At 65.9% G+C, this 17893-nt stretch carries 14 protein-coding genes and 1 tRNA gene; 9 read left to right on the top strand and 6 right to left on the bottom strand.

What is annotated here, in order from left to right; all coding sequences use genetic code 11:
- Positions 1-69: 69 nt before the first annotated feature.
- Entirely contained in the window at positions 70-630 is a 561-nt protein-coding gene (locus tag C1878_RS15250; protein ID WP_241963787.1) for a DUF308 domain-containing protein, read from the bottom strand.
- Between the two features lie 238 nt (positions 631-868).
- Here C1878_RS15250 and C1878_RS15245 point away from each other — a divergent pair, with 238 nt between their 5' ends.
- Both C1878_RS15245 and C1878_RS15240 read left to right on the top strand, forming a co-directional pair.
- Positions 869-1192, top strand: coding sequence for a metal-sensing transcriptional repressor (locus C1878_RS15245; protein WP_114602460.1), 324 nt, complete (start codon positions 869-871; stop codon positions 1190-1192).
- Positions 1193-1472: 280 nt separating this feature from the next.
- The gene (locus C1878_RS15240) at positions 1473-4100 is read left to right on the top strand and encodes a heavy metal translocating P-type ATPase (protein WP_114602459.1); all 2628 of its coding nucleotides are present in this window, start codon (positions 1473-1475) and stop codon (positions 4098-4100) included.
- A 4-nt stretch (positions 4101-4104) separates the two neighbouring features.
- Here C1878_RS15240 and C1878_RS15235 read toward each other — a convergent pair whose 3' ends face one another.
- A complete protein-coding gene (locus C1878_RS15235) occupies positions 4105-5232 on the bottom strand; it encodes a histidinol-phosphate transaminase (RefSeq protein WP_114602458.1) in 1128 nt (375 codons plus the stop codon).
- Between the two features lie 206 nt (positions 5233-5438).
- Between C1878_RS15235 and dinB the strand changes: the two genes are divergently transcribed.
- Complete coding sequence (gene dinB, locus C1878_RS15230; protein WP_114602457.1) at positions 5439-6812, top strand: DNA polymerase IV; 1374 nt, start codon at positions 5439-5441, stop codon at positions 6810-6812.
- Between the two features lie 119 nt (positions 6813-6931).
- On the opposite strand, the gene C1878_RS15225 is transcribed toward dinB, so the two are convergent.
- Together C1878_RS15225 and C1878_RS15220 are read right to left on the bottom strand one after the other, a co-directional pair.
- Positions 6932-7213 carry a GIY-YIG nuclease family protein gene (locus C1878_RS15225; RefSeq protein ID WP_114602456.1) on the bottom strand — a complete coding sequence of 94 codons (282 nt, stop codon included), beginning with the start codon at positions 7211-7213 and terminating at the stop codon, positions 6932-6934.
- Between the two features lie 147 nt (positions 7214-7360).
- Positions 7361-8239 (bottom strand): DegV family protein, encoded by an 879-nt coding sequence (locus tag C1878_RS15220; RefSeq protein ID WP_114602455.1) that lies wholly within the window; start codon positions 8237-8239, stop codon positions 7361-7363.
- A 205-nt stretch (positions 8240-8444) separates the two neighbouring features.
- Between C1878_RS15220 and ileS the strand changes: the two genes are divergently transcribed.
- From ileS to C1878_RS15205, 3 genes are read left to right on the top strand one after another with little or no spacing between them, the layout of a single operon-like run.
- Positions 8445-11291, top strand: coding sequence for an isoleucine--tRNA ligase (gene ileS / locus C1878_RS15215; RefSeq protein WP_114602454.1), 2847 nt, complete (start codon positions 8445-8447; stop codon positions 11289-11291).
- 1 nt (position 11292) lies between these two features.
- On the top strand, positions 11293-11976 hold the full coding sequence (gene lspA / locus C1878_RS15210) for a signal peptidase II (RefSeq protein WP_114602453.1): 684 nt from the start codon (positions 11293-11295) through the stop codon (positions 11974-11976).
- On the top strand, positions 11973-13016 hold the full coding sequence (locus tag C1878_RS15205) for an RluA family pseudouridine synthase (RefSeq protein WP_114602452.1): 1044 nt from the start codon (positions 11973-11975) through the stop codon (positions 13014-13016). Before lspA ends, C1878_RS15205 begins: the two co-directional genes overlap by 4 nt.
- 213 nt (positions 13017-13229) lie before the next feature.
- Here the strand turns inward: C1878_RS15205 and C1878_RS15200 are convergent, their stop codons facing one another.
- On the bottom strand, positions 13230-14033 hold the full coding sequence (locus C1878_RS15200; protein WP_114602451.1) for a putative ABC transporter permease: 804 nt from the start codon (positions 14031-14033) through the stop codon (positions 13230-13232).
- A 111-nt stretch (positions 14034-14144) separates the two neighbouring features.
- Here C1878_RS15200 and hemH point away from each other — a divergent pair, with 111 nt between their 5' ends.
- Both hemH and coaBC read left to right on the top strand, forming a co-directional pair.
- Entirely contained in the window at positions 14145-15161 is a 1017-nt protein-coding gene (hemH, locus tag C1878_RS15195; RefSeq protein ID WP_241963786.1) for a ferrochelatase, read from the top strand.
- Complete coding sequence (gene coaBC / locus C1878_RS15190; protein WP_114602450.1) at positions 15161-16381, top strand: bifunctional phosphopantothenoylcysteine decarboxylase/phosphopantothenate--cysteine ligase CoaBC; 1221 nt, start codon at positions 15161-15163, stop codon at positions 16379-16381. Before hemH ends, coaBC begins: the two co-directional genes overlap by 1 nt.
- Before the next feature lie 607 nt (positions 16382-16988).
- On the opposite strand, the gene C1878_RS15185 is transcribed toward coaBC, so the two are convergent.
- Entirely contained in the window at positions 16989-17192 is a 204-nt protein-coding gene (locus C1878_RS15185) for a cold-shock protein (RefSeq protein ID WP_080143009.1), read from the bottom strand.
- A 420-nt stretch (positions 17193-17612) separates the two neighbouring features.
- Between C1878_RS15185 and C1878_RS15180 the strand changes: the two genes are divergently transcribed.
- A tRNA-Pro gene (locus tag C1878_RS15180) sits at positions 17613-17689 on the top strand.
- Positions 17690-17893: the final 204 nt, after the last annotated feature.

Raw genomic sequence — 17893 nt, 5'->3', positions numbered from 1 at the left:
CCGATCCGGCGGCGAGCCGCACCTGCCGCGGAGCGGAGCGCTTGTCCTGCGAAGAAGCCGCGCGCTTCGCTACGCCTCGGCCTCTATCCTCAGCTTGCCGTGCGTGCGGTGTAGCTTGAAGGGGTACACGATGAGCTCGATGCCCAGCAGGATAAGGTGGTGCTCCAGGTTCGCGAACGGGTTCACGACGAGCAGCACGGCCAAGACGAGCTGGAACACGCAGAAGGCGAGCGCGATGACGAAGGGCTTCCTCTGCTTGATGTCGGAGAATATGTCGTCGAACTCCCGTGCGGCCTTGAACAGCCCGAGCAGTCCCCATACGATGCCGATGAACATGGTGGAGTTCGCTCCATGCACGATGATGACCAGGCCGAGCACGCACAGCACGATGGCCGACCCCATGCTCGACCGACCCGCGTCGGCGTCGCGCTCGCGCACGGCCGCCACGATGCTGCCCACGGACGAGAGCACCATGGGCACGCCGAGGTACCACGGAAGCGCCTCCTCCGCGAATTCCGGAAACAGCAGGCAACACACGCCCACGATGGGGAGCAAGAGCATCGAGATCACGGCCACCTGCACGCTGGGTCTGCTCTCTTTGACGTCCTTCACTGATTCGACGGTGGTCACGGCGTTTCCCTTCGGTCGGTTGGCGGGCAATTCTACCATTCGCACGCAGCGATTCCGCATCCTCGGCTCAAAGGACGGCAGATTTCCGCATGTCGCTATTCGCCGTCGCTATGCGCCCTTTGCATGACGTCGCCTCAACGTTCTGGCAAATAGCGCTTGACAATACCCCTATGGGGTATATACTTGCCGCTGTAAGATACCCTCCAGGGGTATAAAGCGACGTTCGAAAGGAGCGGCGATGACGGATATGGGCGAGTGCACGGGCGCGTCATGCGCGTGCCGCCGCAAGGAGACGCCGCGCGACGAGGCGCTGCAGGCCGATCTGCAAAAACGGCTCAACCGCGTTATCGGCCAGCTCAACGGCGTGAAGGCCATGCTCGACGACAACCGCTACTGCGGCGACGTGCTCACGCAGCTGGCGGCGGCCGAAAGCGCCGTCCACAGCGTGTCGAGCAAGCTTCTGCAGAACCATCTGGAGACGTGCGTGGTCGAGCAGATCCAGCGCGGCAACGTCGAGGTCGTCGACGAGGTCATGCAGCTCATGAAGAAGTTCTCGCGCTAGCTAACGCCGCAGCACCCGAATGTCATCCTGAGCGGAGCACCGAAGGTGCGGAGTCGAAGGATCCCGTGCGGTGACAGCGGGAAGAGTTACAGCTGGCGCCGCACGGGATCCTTCGTCCCCGCTTCGCGGGGCCTCCCTGCGCTCGCTTCGCGTGCTCGGGAGTTCGACAGTCCACCGGACTGTCGAATGCTGCGCTCGCTCAGGATGACAAACAGCACTACGCTCGCTCAGGATGACAAACCAGGCATTGTGCTTGCTTAGGCCGCTGGAAAGGACAACGATGAAGCAGACGTTCGATGTGACGGGCATGACCTGCGCGGCGTGCTCGGCGCGCGTCGAGAAGACGGCGAGGGCGGTTCCCGGCGTGAGCCATGCCGCGGTGAACCTGCTGAAGAACAGCATGGAGGTCGACTACGACGGCGATCCCGGCACGCTCGCGGCCGTGAGCTCGGCCGTGGACAAGGCAGGCTACGGCGCCGTTCCGCGCGCGGCGAAAGGAGCGGCTGCCGGAAGCGGTTCCCCGGCCCGCGCGGCCGGCGCGCCGTCTCCGGTGAGCGCCGCGGCCGCAGAGGCCAAACGGGTGAAGACCCGGCTCATCGTGTCGTTCGTCTTCACCGTCCCCTTGTTCTACATCTCCATGGGCCACATGTTCGGTTGGCCGCTGCCGGGGTTCCTCGCGGACGAGCGGAGCATCATGGCGTTCGCGCTCACGCAGCTGCTGCTGCTCGCGCCCGTGGTGTTCGTGAACTTCAAGTTCTTCCGCGTGGGCTTCAAGACGCTCTTCCGCGGATCCCCCAACATGGACTCGCTCATCGCGCTCGGCTCGACCGCCGCCACGGTGTACGGCGTGTACGCCATGTACCGCATCGCCTACGCGCTCGGCGCGGGCGACCTGCACGCGGCGCACATGGCGGGCATGGACCTGTACTTCGAGAGCGCGGCCATGATCCTCACGCTCATCACGCTGGGCAAGTACTTCGAGGCGCGAGCGAAGGGCCGCACGACCGACGCCATCGCCTCGCTCATGGATCTGGCGCCCAAGACGGCCGTGCGCGTGGGCGAGGACGGTTCCGAGGAGCAGATCCTGGCCGACGACGTGCGCGAGGGCGACGTGCTGGCCGTGCGCGCCGGCGAGGGCGTGCCGGTTGACGGCGTGGTGGTGGAGGGCTCGGGCTCGGTGGACGAGTCGGCCATCACGGGCGAGTCGGTGCCGGTGGACAAGGCGGCGGGCGACGCGGTCACGGGCGCCACGGTGAACCGCACGGGCTACTTCACCATGAGGGCCACGCGGGTGGGCGACGACACCACGCTGGCGAGCATCATCCGCCTCGTGGACGACGCCACCAGCTCCAAGGCCCCCATCGAGAAGATAGCCGACCGCATCAGCGGCGTGTTCGTGCCCATCGTCATCGTCATCGCGCTGGCCACGTTCGCCATCTGGATGGTGCTGGGGTCGGGGCTGGAAACGGCCATGTCGCACGCCATCTCGGTGCTCGTGATCTCGTGCCCGTGCGCGCTCGGGCTGGCCACGCCCACGGCCATCATGGTGGGCACCGGGCGCGGCGCGAAGAGCGGCATCCTGGTGAAGTCGGCCGAGGCGCTGGAGGGCGCGCACGACGTGAGGACCGTCGTGCTCGACAAGACCGGCACCGTGACCGAGGGCGCACCGAGCGTGACCGACGTTGCGGCGGCCCCGGGCGTGCCGGAGGAGCGCCTGTTGGAGGCGGCGGTGTCCGTCGAGGGCCGCTCAGAGCATCCGCTGGCCCGCGCGGTGTGCGCGTACGCCCGCGAGCGCGGCGCGTACCCCCTGCTGGTCGAAGATTTCAAGCAGGTGCCGGGCGAGGGCATCGCGGCGCTCGTCGACGACGTCCCCGTGCTCGCCGGCAACCTGCGCATGATGGAGTCCCGCGGCGTCGACGCGGGCGACCTCGCGGCGGCCGCCCACGCGCTCGCGGACGACGGCAAGACGCCGCTGCTCTTCGCCGCAGACGGCGAGCTGCTCGGCGTGATCGCCGTGGCCGACACGGTGAAGCCCACGAGCCGCGCCGCGGTCGAGGAGCTGCGCGCCATGGGCGTGCGCACGGTCATGCTCACGGGCGACAACGAGCGCACCGCCGCCGCCATCCAGCGCGAGGTGGGCGTGGACGAGGTCATCGCCGGCGTGCTGCCGGAAGGCAAGGAACGCGAGATCCGCCGCCTGTCGCAGGCCGGCAAGGTGGCCATGGTGGGCGACGGCATCAACGACGCGCCCGCCCTCGCGCGCGCCGACATCGGCATCGCCATCGGGGCCGGCACCGACGTGGCCATCGAGAGCGCCGACGTCGTGCTCATGAAAAGCGACCTCATGGACGTGCCGGCCGCCGTCCAGCTGTCGCGCGCCACCATGCGCAACATCAAGCAGAACCTGTTCTGGGCGCTGTTCTACAATGCCGTGTGCATTCCCGTGGCGGCCGGCGCGCTGGCGTTCATGGGCGTGAACCTGAACCCCATGATAGCCGCTGCCGCCATGTCCTTGAGCTCGGTGTGCGTGGTGAGCAACGCGTTGCGCCTGCGCGGCTGGAAGCCGAGGTTCTCGGCGGCGGCCCTCGCCGCCGAGCCCGCGGCCGAGAACGTCTCAGGCGCGTCCGAAAGCGCGCCTGCGAACCATGTGGAATCGGATTCGATCGGCACAAAAGCGCCTCAAGGGAAGGAGATCGTCATGGAGAAGACCCTGCACGTGGAGGGCATGATGTGCGAGCACTGCGTCAAGCGCGTGAAGAAGGCGCTCGAGGGCGTGGAAGGCGTCGAGGAGGCCGTCGTCGATCTCGACGCGGGCACTGCGACGGCGAATCTGTCGCACGACGTGCCCGACGAAATGTTGAAAGCGGCCGTCGTGGACGCCGACTACGAGGTCACGGGCATCGAGTAGGCCCCTAGCACCCCACGATGATCTCGCGCAGGGCGGCGATGAGCTTCTCGTTGTCGTCGCGCGTGCGCACCGCCACGCAGAAGTACTTCCCGTTGGCGAGGCCCGGCGTGCCCTGCAGCTTGCGGATGAGGAACCCGGCTAGCTGCAGGCGCGCGGCCAGCTCCTCGGTGCTCGCCACGCCCAGGTTCAGGTCGGGTCCGTGGTCGAACGCGCACATGACGTAGTTCGCCTCGGCGGGGAATATGTCGATGCCCGGCACCAGGCTGAGCATGCACTGCATCCACGGTATCTCGGAATCCAGGAACTCGCGCGTGCGCTCCAGGTGCTCGGCTTCGGCCAAGGCCAGCTCGCCCAGGACTTCGGCGAACATCGGGACGCCCGAGCTGTCGTAGAAGCGCGCGATCTGCGCGACGGTGTCGGGGTGCGCCACGCAGTAGCTTATGGGAATGCCCGGCATGGCGTACGGCTCGCAGAACGAGCGGACGACCACGAGGTTGCGATGCTCCTTGACGAGCGGCACCACGCTCTCGCCGCCCAAGGTGAGTTCGATGGAGCGTTCGTCCACGACGACCCATGTGCACGCGTCCAGATAGGCCAGCAACGTGGGAAGCGGCAGCAGGCGGCTCGTGGGGTAGCCCGGGTTGGCCAGCACCGCCGCATCGAAGAGGACGCCGTGGCGCGCCGCCGAGACCGGGTCGGGCATGACGAAGCCCGCAGGGCTCGTGATCTCCACCACGCGGTGCCCGGCGTTTCCGGCCGCCAGCGCGTATTCCACCGGTCCCGGAACGGCCACGCCCACGGTGCAGGGCTGGTAGGTTTGCGCCACGGCGCGCACCATGTCGCCCACGGTAGATCCCACCAGGAACGATTCCACGGGCATGCCGTGCTGGCGTGCCAGCGCGCTGCGCAGCGTGTGCGCCTCGCGGTCGGGGGAGTAGTTCAGCTCGCCGGCGGCGAGCGCGGCCTCCATGGCGCGGATGAACGAGGGCGGGGTGCCCAGCGGATTGGCCGTTCCCGAGAAGTCTATCCAGTTCATCTCGGTGCGCAGCTCGTAGGGCGGGGAGAGCAGCTGCTCAGGCAGCGCGGTGACCGCGGCGCGCACGCCGGGTGCCGCATCGCATCCGTTCGACATTCGTCTCTCCTTCCCGTCTCTTCCCTTGTGCGGACCGCGGTGGGCTTGAGGGGAATCTGGGGGGACGTTTCAGCAGGTGGCAGATTCAAGCGCGGCCGTGTATGTCAACCACCCCGCCCGCGTCGAGGCGCGGAGGTTGCGGGGAAATGATTATCCTAGCACAAGTTTCCAACGGCCGTGCCCGGCATGGTAGACTAATTCGCGCAATGAAAGAAGAATTCCCGCAGACCGCCGCGTCCTTTCCGGACGCCTCTGCTCCCGACGTCGCCGCCGGGGGCATCGACGCGCGCGGCGGCGGTGCGGAGGGCCTCCTTCCGCTCGAGCCGTGGGAGGGCCCCGCCATCCTGTTGGTGGATCTGGACGCGTTCTTCGCTTCGGTGGAGCAGCTGGACCATCCCGCCTGGCGCGGCAAGCCCGTCATCGTGGGCGGCGACGCGGACAAGCACGGCGTGGTGTCCACGGCGTCCTACGAGGCGCGCCGCTTCGGGGTGCACAGCGCCATGCCCGCATCCATGGCGAGGCGCCTGTGCCCGGACGGCATTTGGACGCACGGCCACTTCGATCGCTACCGCGAGATGTCGAACGCCATCATGGACATCCTGCGCTCCGAGACGCCCCATGTGCAGCAGGTGAGCATCGACGAGGCGTTCTGCGACGTGAGCCCCACGCCGGTGAACCGCGAGCACCCTGCGGCCGTGGCGCGCCGCATCCAGCAGCGCGTGAAGGAGCTGGGCGTGACGTGCTCCATCGGCGTGGGCACGTCGAAGACCGTCGCGAAGATCGCCTCGGACATGGACAAGCCCCAGGGGCTCACCGTGGTGTACCCCGGGCGCGAACGAGGCTTTCTGGCGCCGCTTCCCGTGCGCGTTATGAGCGGCATCGGCGCGGCGGCCGAGCAGAAGCTCAAAGGCCGCGGCATCGAGACGCTGGGGGATATTGCCGACGCCGGCGAGGCGGCGCTCGTGCGCCTGTTCGGCAAGAACGGCCACGTCATGTACGTTCGGGCCAACGGAGGCGACGACGCGCCCGTCGTCACGGACGACCCCGTGAAGTCGGTGTCGAACGAGACGACGTTCGCCGTGGACCTCACCGAGCGCGACGAGGTGGAGGCCGCCATAGCCACCATGGCCGCGAAGGTGGGGCGACGCCTTCGTCGCAAGGGGCTCGCCGGCCGAACGCTCGGGTTGAAAGTGCGCTATGACGACCGCACGGTGCGCTCGGTGCAGCGCCGCCTGGATCATCCGAGCGACGACGAGCTGGCCTACACGCCCTTGCTCTACCGCATGATGGACGAGGTGTGGCGCCCCGGCACGCCCGTGCGGCTCATCGGCGTGAGCATGACCGGCTTCGCCGCCGAGGAGGGCGTGCAGGAGAGCCTGTTCGACCTGGGAGACGTGGCTCCCAACGACAACGACGTGGAGCCCGTGATAAAGGACGAGGGGAAGCGCCGCGGCCTCATCGAGGCCACCGATCTGGTGAAGAACCGCTTCGGCGAGGATGCCGTCCGCTTCGGCCGCGAACTGCGCGCCGACGAGAACACCACCGGCTCCGCCAGCAAGAACCCGGCGGACTACAAGTAACTCCAGGTTGTCATCCTGAACGGAGGCCGTAGGCCGGAGTCGAAGGATCTTCGGCGAAGGGAATCCTCCGTGCTCGAAGATCCTTCGACTTGCTTCGCTCGCTCAGGATGACAAGCGGCTTATTCTGCGGCGAGATCTCGCCAGTCGGGATTCAACGATTCGACGAGCGCGTTCTTTTTCTTGCGGCTCCAGCCTTTAAGCTGCTTTTCCCTTTGTATCGCATCCTCGATGTGCCCGCATTGCTCGTAATACACGAGATCGATGACGTTGTACTTGTCGGTGAAGCCCGGCAGGGCATGCGACTTATGCTCGGCGACCCGGCGCTCAAGGCTGTTGGTCACGCCGACATACAGGACGGTGCGTCCAGGATTGCTCATGATGTACACGTAGTATTCGTGCATGTCGGAGGAGTTTTCCGACCGGATGCTCCCAGGTTGTCATCCTGAGCGAGCGAAGCGAGTCGAAGGATCTTCGGCGAAGGAAGTCTTCCGTGCTCGAAGATCCTTCGACTCCGGCCTGCGGCCTCCGCTCAGGATGACAGAGGGCGATTACCGTTTGTCGGCCAGGAAGAACAGGGCCATCGTTCCCGGGCCGGAGTGGGCGCCGATGACGGGGTCGACGTAGTTGATGACGACCTCCTTCACGCCGAAGCGCGATTTCACCTGCTCGGCCACGTACTCGGCCTCTTCAAGGCAGTCGCCGTGCGTGATGAACACCATCTGCTCATCGATGGGGGCGATCGCCGACTTCTCCATGTGGTCGACCAGCGCGTTCAGCGACTTCTTGCGGCCGCGCACCTTCTCCAGCGGGACGAGGCGGCCCTCGTCGTCCACGTGCATGACCGGCTTGATGTTGAGCATCGTGCCAGCCCAGGCGCTCGTCTTCGACACGCGCCCGCCGCGGAACAGGAACATGAGGTCGTCCACCGTGAACCAGTGCGCCAGGTTCAGCTTGTGGTCTTCAACCCAGTCGCGCACCTCGTCGATGGAGGCTCCGGCGCGGGCGCGCTGCACGGCGTGCCAAATGAGCAGGCCCTCGCCGCCGGAGGCGGCCAGCGTGTCCACGGCGAAAAGCTTGCGGTCGGGGAACTCCTTCGCCAAATCGCGCATGAGCAGCTCGGTGGCCTCGTAGGTGCCGGACAGGCCGCTGGAAAAGCCCAGGTACAGGATGTCGCGACCCTGCTCAAGCAACCCGCGCATGAGCGCCTCGGACTCCGCGAGGTTCGGCAGCGACGTGGTGATGACCTTGCCGTCGCGCATCATGGTGTAGAACTGCGCCAGGTCGGTGTGCTCGCCCTTGAGGTAGCTTTGGTACACGGTGTCCTCGCCGTTCACCATGAAGGTGAGGGGCAGGATGTGCAGGCCGAACTCGTCGATCATGTCCTCGATCAGGTTGCTGCTCGAGTCGGTGACGATCTCAAATTCCATGTCGTTCCTCCGATGCGCGTGGCCGCCGCGAAACGGCGTCGTTGTATACCCTGCAAAGTATACCTATATCTCAGGCGCCGCCTATGTCACAATTTTGAAAAGTAAGGCGAAGCGCCGGGGAAAGCAGGCGGTTTCGCCTATACTATACAGGTTTGAATCTGAAACGCCCTGACACGCATGCACAGGATGAAAGGTACGGCACCCCGTGGCGAACAGTTACAAAGAGACGATGAACCTGCCGAAGACCGACTTCGCGATGCGGGCGAACCTGCCCGAAAGCGAGCCGAAGCGTCTGGCGAAATGGGAAGAAGAGCATATCTACGAGCAGGTGCTCGAGAAGAACAAGGACGGCAAGCCGTTCATCCTGCACGACGGCCCGCCGTACGCGAACGGCCCCATCCACATCGGCCACGCCTTCAACAAGGTCCTCAAGGACTTCGTGAACAAGTCCCACGCGCAGCGCGGCTTCTTCACGCCGTACGTGCCCGGCTGGGACTGCCACGGCCAGCCCATCGAGCACATGGTGGAGAAGACCCTCGGCCCCGAAAAGATGGCGAAGATCGACCAGCCCACGCTGCGGCGCCTCTGCCGCGAGTGGGCCGAGAAGTACGTGGGCGTGCAGCGCGAGGGCTTCAAGCGCCTGGGCGTGAACGCCGACTGGGAGCACCCGTACCTCACGTTCACGCCGAGCTACGAGGCGGGCAACGTCGAGGTGTTCAAGAAGATGTATTTGGACGGCTCGGTGTACCGCGGCCGCAAGCCCATCCACTGGTGCAAGCGTTGCCACACCGCGCTCGCCGAGGCCGAGATCGAGTACTCGGACGAGACGTCGCCCTCCATCTTCGTGAAGTTCAAAATGGACCTCATGCCGGGCATGTTCGAGGCCGCCGGGGCGACCGGCGACGCCTACGTGCTCATCTGGACCACGACGCCCTGGACGCTGCCGGCGAACACGGCCGTGTCGCTGGCGCCCGACGCCGACTACGTGATGGTGCAAGCGGACGGCTCCAACATGATCATGGCGCGCGAGCTGGTGGAGCAGGTGGCCGAGATCGCGGGTTGGGAGTCCTACGACCTCGTGCGCGGGGATGGCGGCGAGCCTGTCTCGCTCAAGGGCCGCGAGTTCACCGGCCTCACCTACACGTGCCCCGTCCGCCAGGACCTCAAGGGCACCGTCATCTACGGCGACCACGTCACGCTGGATTCCGGCACGGGCGCGGTGCACACGGCTCCCGGCCACGGCCAGGACGACTACCTGGTGGCGCTCGAGTTCGACGTGCCGCTGCTCATGCCCGTGGACGACAACGGCGTGCTCACCGACGAAGCGGGCCCCTTCGCGGGCCTCGACGTGGACGAGGCGAATCCGGCGATCATCGAGTGGCTGCGCGAGCGCGGCACGCTGGTGGCCGAGAAGAAGATCCTGCACAGCTACCCGCACTGCTGGCGCTGCCACGAGCCGGTCATCTTCCGCGCCACCGACCAGTGGTTCGTGTCCATGGACAAGAACAGTCTGCGCGAGAACGCGCTCAAGGCCATCGAGCACGACGTGGAGTGGATCCCCGCGTGGGCGTCGAACCGCATCGGGTCCATGGTGGCCGACCGCCCCGACTGGTGCATCTCGCGCCAGAGGTCGTGGGGCGTGCCCATCCCCGTGTTCAAATGCGCGAAGTGCGGCAGCACCGTGGCGAACGAGCAGACGTTCGACGCGGTGATCGACCTGTTCTACCGCGAGGGCGCCGACGCGTGGTTCACGCGCGAGCCGTCCGAGTACCTGCCGCGCGGCGTTAAGTGCGAGACGTGCGGATACACGGAGCTCGTGCCCGAGAAGGACATCTTGGACGTGTGGTGGGAGAGCGGCGTGTCGCACACCTCCGTGCTGAAGCATCGTGCCGACGAGGGCCTGCGCTTCCCGGCCGACATGTACCTGGAAGGCTCCGACCAGCACCGCGGCTGGTTCCAGTCGTCGCTGCTCACCAGCATGGGCGCCTACGGCGTGCCGCCGTACAAGTCCGTCATGCACTGCGGCTTCACGGTGGACGGCGAGGGTCGCAAGATGTCGAAGTCGCTGGGCAACGGCGTGGACCCGGCCGACGTCATGGCGAAGAGCGGCGCCGACGTGCTGCGCCTGTGGGTGGCCAGCGTCGACTACTCGCAGGACGTGAGCATCTCCGACGAGATCCTGCAACGCACCTCCGAGGCGTACCGTCGCATCCGCAACACGTTCCGCTTCCTGCTGGGCAGCTTGGACGACTTCGACGACGAGCGGGACGCCGTCGCCGATTGGGACGCGCTCGAGCCCCTCGACCAGTGGGCGATGGTGCGCACCCGGCATCTGCTGGCCGACGTGGACGCCGCCTACGACGCCTACAAGTTCCACTACGTGTACCGTGCGGTGTACGACTACATCGTGAACGACCTGTCCGCCGTGTACATGGACGCGACGAAGGACCGCCTGTACTCCGAGGCGCCCGACTCGCCGCGCCGCCGCGCCGTGCAGACGGTGCTCATGAACATCTTAGAGGTGCTCGTGCGCGTGCTGGCGCCCGTCCTGTCGTTCACGACCGACGAGGTGTGGGAGCACTATCCCCAGGCCATGCGCGAGCGCGCCGGCCGCCCGTCGAACGTGCAGCTGGCCGGATGGCCCGAGCTGTCGGACTTCATGCCCGCCATCCCTGCGGAGGCCGAGCGCGTGGCCGAGGACTTCGGCGTGATCATGGGCGTGCGCGAGATCGTGACGAAGGCGCTCGAGGACGCGCGCGGCGAGAAGGTCGTGAACAAGAGCCAGGAGGCGGCCGTTACCGTGACGGCGCCGAAGAGCGTGCTCGACGCGGTGGAGCGCTACGACGCGGCGGTGTTCGAGGAGCTGTTCATCGTGGCGTCGGTCGCGTTCGTCGAGGGCGACGAGCTGGCGGCGGCGGTGGCGAAGACCGAGTCCGAGAAGTGCCCGCGCTGCTGGAACTACCGCGAGCTCGGCGGCAACGCGAATCACCCGCTCGTGTGCGAGCGCTGCGGCGACGCGCTCGACGCCATCGGCTACGCGGAAAGCGAGTAGCATGCCCAATCATCCCGAGCGGAACGACGGGCAGCCCCTCGTCCGTAATCCGGAGCGAAGCGAGGGGCAGCCCCCCGCCTGTCATCCGGAGCAGAGCGACGAAGGAGCGGAGTCGAAGGATCCCGCCCTTTCGGAAAAGGACGACGCCCGACAGCAACCGAAGGCGGAGCGCTCGCGCAACACGCTTGTGTTCGGCGTGGTGGCGCTCGCCTGGCTCGCCCTCGACACGCTCACGAAAAGCTTCTTCAACGGCTCGCACTCCCTGGGCGAGGTGATAGCGGGCCCGTTTCTCGGGCTCGTGCGGTTCCGCCTCGTGCACAACACGGGTGCGGCCTGGGGCATGTTCGGCGATTCGACGTTCCTGCTGGGCGTGCTGTCGATCGCCGTGTGCCTCGTGCTCGTGGCGTACCTGTTCTTCCTGTCGCCCCGTCCGAGCCTGATCGAGGTGGTGGGCGTGGCGCTGGTGGTGGCGGGCGGCCTGGGCAATGCGTTCGACCGTTTCACGCTGGGCTACGTGGTTGACTTCATCGAGCCCGTGTTCATCGACTTCCCGGTGTTCAACGTGGCCGACATCGGGGTGACATGCGGTTTCGTTTTGTTCGTTGCGGGGATGGTTCTTGCGTACCGCCGTGCCGACCGGGAAGCCGCCGCGCTGGCCGGCGGCGAAGGACCGCGGGAACGATGACGCGGTCGCTGTGCCATATCGTGGACGCCGCCGATGCCGGCGCTCGCCTCGACGCGCTCATGGCAGAGCGCGGCCTGTACCCCAGCCGCAGCGCCGCCGCGCGCGCCATCGAAGAGGGCGCCGTGTTCGTGAACGGCGCCACCGTGCCCAAGAAGCACGCTGTGGCGGCCGGCGACACCGTGGTGTACGAAGCGCCCGAGGAGGAGCCCGTCCATGCGCTTGAGGGCGAGCCCATCGACCTGGACATCCGCTTCGAAGATGAGAACCTCATCGTGCTGTCGAAGCAGGTGGGCCTGGTGTGCCATCCGTCCGTCGACCATTACGACGGCACGCTGGTGAACGCGCTCGTCTACCATTGCGGGGCCGGGAACCTGTGCAACGTGCAGGGCGAGGACGACCGCTTGGGCATCGTGCACCGGCTCGACCGCGACACGAGCGGTCTCATGCTGGCGGCGAAGACCGACGAGGCGGGTTACGCGCTCATGGAGGATATACGCGCCCGCGCCGTCGACCGCCGCTATCTGGCGCTCGTGCACGGCGTGGTCGCGCACGACACCGGCATGGTGGACGCCCCCATCGCCCGCGCCGAGAAGGAGCGCACGCGCATGGCCGTGCGCGACACGCCTTCCGCGCGCGACGCCGTGACCACGTTCCGCGTGCTCGAGCGCTTCGAGCACGGTCCGCGCGACGACGGCTACACGCTCGTCGACTGCAAGCTGTTCACCGGGCGCACCCATCAGATACGCGTGCACATGGAATACGCCAAGCACCCGCTCGTCGGCGAGCCGGTCTACCGCTCCCGCGCGCCCAAGGATCCCAGCGCCGACCTCGGACTGCACCGTCAGTTCCTGCATTCGTTCCGTTTGGATTTCGCCCATCCCGAAACGGGGGAGGAGCTGTCGTTCGCCGACGGCCTCCCTGCCGACCTGCAAGCCGCGCTCGACGGCCTGGCAGGCCGCAGCATGGGTCGCACCGAAGCCGGCGAAGAGGTGCTCGAACTTCTAGAGAGATCCCCGAGGCCGAGGTCCCTGTCATCCTGAGCGAGCGAAGCATTCGACAGTCCGGTGGACTGTCGAACTCCCGAGCACGCGAAGCGAGCGCAGGGAGGCTCCGCGAAGCGGGGACGAAGGATCCCGTGCGGCGGCAGCCGTCAGTCTTCCAGCTAACGCCGCACGGGATCCTTCGACTCCGCGCCTAACGGCGCGCCGCTCAGGATGACAGAGGGAGCCGCCTCCGCTCAGGACGGCAACGCGCTACTTCTTCCCGTACACGCTCATGTTCTGCATGCGCGATTGCAGGAAGCTGTCGGGGAAGTGCTCGTCGAAGAACCGCTGTTCCCACGTGGCGGCGGGGACGCCCACGGCGCGCTGCCCCTCGCGGTCGAGCGCCAGCACCGTGACCACCACGTCGACGGCCAGGAAAACGGTCATGGCCGCCGTGAGGGCGCGTGCGAGCGCGCTCTTGGCGTCCACGTGCGAGAACGCCTGCTTGACCATTGGCAGGATGACGCGGACCCACACCAGCCCCAAAAGCCCCCACATCATGCCGAACGCGAAGTTCGTGCGTCCGTTTATAGATCCGAACGTGCCCGTGTAATCCCAGGCGATAGCCCCCCAGAAAAACTCCATGCCCCAGCTGGTCACGTACTCCAGCGCCGAACCCACTACCATAGCAACCAGGAATATCACCAGGTTGTGCGAATGGTAGAAGCGGTTCAGGAACAACGTCAGCGCCACGGCGCCCACGCCGTAGATGGGGGAGAAGGGGCCCCACACGAGCCCCGCCCGGCTTTCCAGCCCTCCGTAGACGATGGCGTGGAACGCGGTTTCCACCACCAGGCCGAACACGCAGCCTCCCACGAACAGCCAGAACAAGGTGAAGAAGTCGAGGCGCAGGTAGCCGGTGTTGTGAAAAACCTGGGCTTTGACCTCCTGCTTCACCTCGCGAAGCAGGCCGGTGCCCTCCGTCTCGCCGGCGCATGCGGACGCCGCCCCTTGAGAGGCGGGCTCGTCGCCCTCCGCGTCGGGCGAACCCGGGTTTTTCGATTCTTTCTCCATTCGTCCGTTCCTCGAAGGGCCGATAGGGATAAACTATAGCAGATTTACCATGTGGGATCGAAACCGTTTCGCTTCGGCGATCCGCTCGGGAACGGGAAGGGGATCGACATCGTGCAAACAGGGGACCGCACCGGAATTCTCCTGGTGAACACCGGCACGCCGGGCGAGCCGCGGCCGCGCGCCGTGCGGAAGTACCTCGCCCGGTTCCTCATGGACCCGCGCATCGCCCCCATGAACCGCGTGGGCTGGTGGTTCGTCCTCCACCTGTTCATCCTGCCCAAGCGCGGGCGCGCGTCGGCGGAGAAGTACGGGAAGATATGGACCGATGAGGGCTCTCCCTTCACGGTGGCCCACGACAAGCTCACGCGCGGTCTGGATGCCCAGCTCGAAGGCGAGGGCCTCGACGTCGTCGTGCGCTGCGCCATGAGCTACAGCGCCCCGTTCGTGGACGACGTCGTGCGCGAGCTCAAGGATGCCGGCTGCACGCGCCTGGTCGTGCTGCCGCTCTACCCGCAGAGCGCCCACTCCACCACGGGGTCGGTTTCCGACGGCGTGGAGCGCGCGTTGAGGAAGGCGCGCTGGGACGCGCCGTGCGACTTCGTGGACAACTACCACGACGACCCCACCTACGTGCGCGCCATCGCGGCATCCATCAGGCACGTCGGGTTCGACCCCGACTCGGACGACAAGGTGCTGTTCTCGTTCCACTCCATTCCGCTCGTCGACATCGAAGCGGGCGACACCTACGAGCTGCAGACGGGCGCGTCGAGCCTCCAGATAGCCGGCGAGCTGGGCATCGAGCGCAACCGCTGGACCATCGGCTACCAGTGCCGCTTCGACAAGGGCCGCGAGTGGCTCTCGCCGTTCACGCGCGACGTGCTGGCGCGCTGGGCCGAAGCCGACGTCGGCCGCGTGTTCTTCGTGTGCCCGAACTTCGCCGTGGACTGCCTCGAGACGCTTTACGACATCGAGCACGAGTTGAAGCCGTACTATTTCGACCAGATCAGGAAGGCCGGCCGCGAGCCGCGCGAAGACGATTTCGCGTACGTGCCCTGCCTCGACAAGAGCCGCGCGCACGTCAAGGTGCTCGCCGACGTGCTGCGCCCCCATGTGGAAGGAGGCCGTTGATGGCCGCTGAGGAGAGCTGCGCCCCCGCAGCGCAGAAAACGGTGCTCGTGGGTGTGACGGGCTGCATCGCGGCGTACAAGAGCTGCGAGATCGTGCGCCTTCTGCAGAAGGCCGGCGTGCGGGTGAAGGTGGTCATGACCGAGCATGCCACCGAGTTCGTGGGGCCCACCACGTTTCGCGCCCTCACCCACGAGACGGTGGCCGTGGGCCTGTTCGACGACCCGTCCGATCCCATCCACCACGTGTCGTTGGCGCAGGAAGCCGACGTGTTCCTCATCGCGCCGTGCACGGCCAACGTCATCGCGAAGATCGCGAACGGCCTGGCCGACGACCTTTTGACCACGACGGCGCTGGCCTGCACCTCGCCGCTCGTCATCGCACCCGCCATGAACGTGAACATGTACGAGAACCCGGCGACGCGCTACAACATCGGCAAGCTGCACATACGCGGTGCGCGCATCGTCGAGGCTGGCGACGGCTACCTAGCCTGCGGCGACGTGGGCCGCGGCCGCTTGGCGGAGCCGGCCGACATCGTGGCCGCCGTGCTGGAGGAGCTGGGCGTGAGCCGCGATCTGGCCGGACGGCGCGTGCTGGTCACGGCCGGGCCCACCGTGGAGCCCATCGATCCGGTGCGCTACATCTCGAACCATTCGTCGGGAAAGACCGGCTACGCCATCGCCCGGGCAGCGGCGCGGCGGGGGGCCGACGTCACGCTCGTGTCGGGCCCGACGGCGCTCGCGACGCCCGAGGGCGTGCGCACCGTGCACGTGAAGACGGCGCGCGACATGCTGGCCGCCGCCGAGGAGGCCTACCCGGCGGCCGACGTGGCCGTGTTCTCAGCCGCCGTGGCCGACATGCGGCCAAAGGAGGCCGCAGCGCGCAAGCTGAAGAAGGGCGCGCCCGGCACCGACCTCGGCACCATCGAGCTCGTGGAGAACCCCGACATCCTGGCAACGCTCGGCGCGGCCAAGCGCGTCGGGCAGGTGGTGGTGGGCTTCGCCGCCGAGACGGAGAACGTGGTGGCCAACGCGCGGAAGAAGCTCGCGACGAAGCATGCCGATCTCATCGTGGGCAACGTGGTGGGCGAGGGCCGCGCCTTCGGCACCGACGACAACGAAGTGTGGCTCGTCTCCGCCGACGACGTGGAGGAGTTCCCTCTCATGTCCAAGGAACGCCTGGCCGACGAGATCCTCGATAGGGCCGTGCAGTTCTTTGGATAACGTCGGCGGCAAGCGCCCCTTCTCTTTGCGGGGAGGGGCGCTTGCCATTCGGAAGAAAACCCATTCCAAGCCCGTTCCTGCTAAAAAAAGACGTTTGTGAACGATTTATCTCGTCATTTTATATATAAGCGAATGTATCATTAAATAAAATCCCAGATGAATCGCTTGCCTCTTTTATTATTCTCGAATAGGATCATGCATAACCGTGATATTTTAGCAAAAACAAGCGACCTCGAGGAATTTTACCATCCGACACCGGCCGGGCGTAGCATCTCGAAGATTCGCGCCACCGAGAGGTTTGAGGCCTCGACGGCTTTCCGTCGCGACGCGGAGAACGGGTTCGATCCTGCTGAAGAGCGGGGACCGACGAGCGCGTCGACGAACAGAGCGCGACAAAAGAAAAGTCTCCGAGGTGCCGGGCGAGGCGAATGCGTTGGGATCGGCCGCGCAGCCGGCATGCGATTCGTGTTGCCGTTGCTCGTGGAAACGAAGGATCGAGGCCCTTTGATGGATTCCGGTCCTTCCTCGTCGAGGGCTTCCGACGTGCTTCCTCGATAAAAAAAGGGCCGCATGAGCGGCCCTTCAACGTACTTAGATGATGATCGGACTAGATGGTGTGAACCATCGTCGCCTGGCTCTTGCCGTTGTTGCCGACGGCGACGGTGAACTCGACATGCGCGTTCTCTTCAAGGGTCTTGAAGCCGTCGGTCTGGATCTCGCTGAAGTGGACGAACAGATCGTCGCCGCCCTCCTGGGAGATGAAGCCATAGCCTTTGTCAGCGTTGAACCATTTAACTGTACCAGTAGACATGCAAACCTAACTTTCTGCCCCGAAGGGCAACAACGGGCAGGACAGGCACGCGCCTGTGACCCCTGCCAACAACAGCGGCACTGTACCGCGTCAACCAGTGTACGCGCTCGCGCCCCTTATTCCGTCGCGGTTCGAATAAAAGACGCTTGCACACGCCATCCACACGTTTGGACTCGCGCTCGGCGCTCGCGCTCCGTGGTTCGAGTGCGAGCGCCGCCTTCGAACGGCTCGTACGCGCACCGGGCGAAGCTTGCCCGCCTTGCCCGGTGCGCGGTTGTGCGTTTGCGCAATTCTGTTTGGCGAAATCGGACAATAATCGAGGAAGATGGCAAATTTCATCTTGAAATACGCGACAACTAACGGTAATATGATCAAGCTGTCTTGCGAGGGAGCGTGTCAAGAACCTTCGTAGGCGCACAACGGGTTGTGGCGCAGTTTGGTAGCGCACTTGACTGGGGGTCAAGGGGTCGCAGGTTCAAATCCTGTCAACCCGACCAGCTATTACGGCAGGTCATCGGGAATTACATCTCGGTGGCCTGTTTTGCGTTTTGCGCTCAACGGATCCGATACGCCTAGGGTTATAGGCCAAAATTTGTACCTTGAGTCTAATCGTAATCAATACGGTAGGGACCTGTTGTGTGAAGCTCGTGCCATGAGACTGCATTACCCCATCTAAGTATCGCTTCATCTCTTTCTTGGAG

The organism is Gordonibacter sp. 28C, assembly GCF_003339845.1.
Lineage (GTDB): Bacteria > Actinomycetota > Coriobacteriia > Coriobacteriales > Eggerthellaceae > Gordonibacter.
The sequence above is the reverse complement of the archived record's forward strand: the minus strand, read 5'-3'. Positions and strand labels throughout refer to the sequence as shown.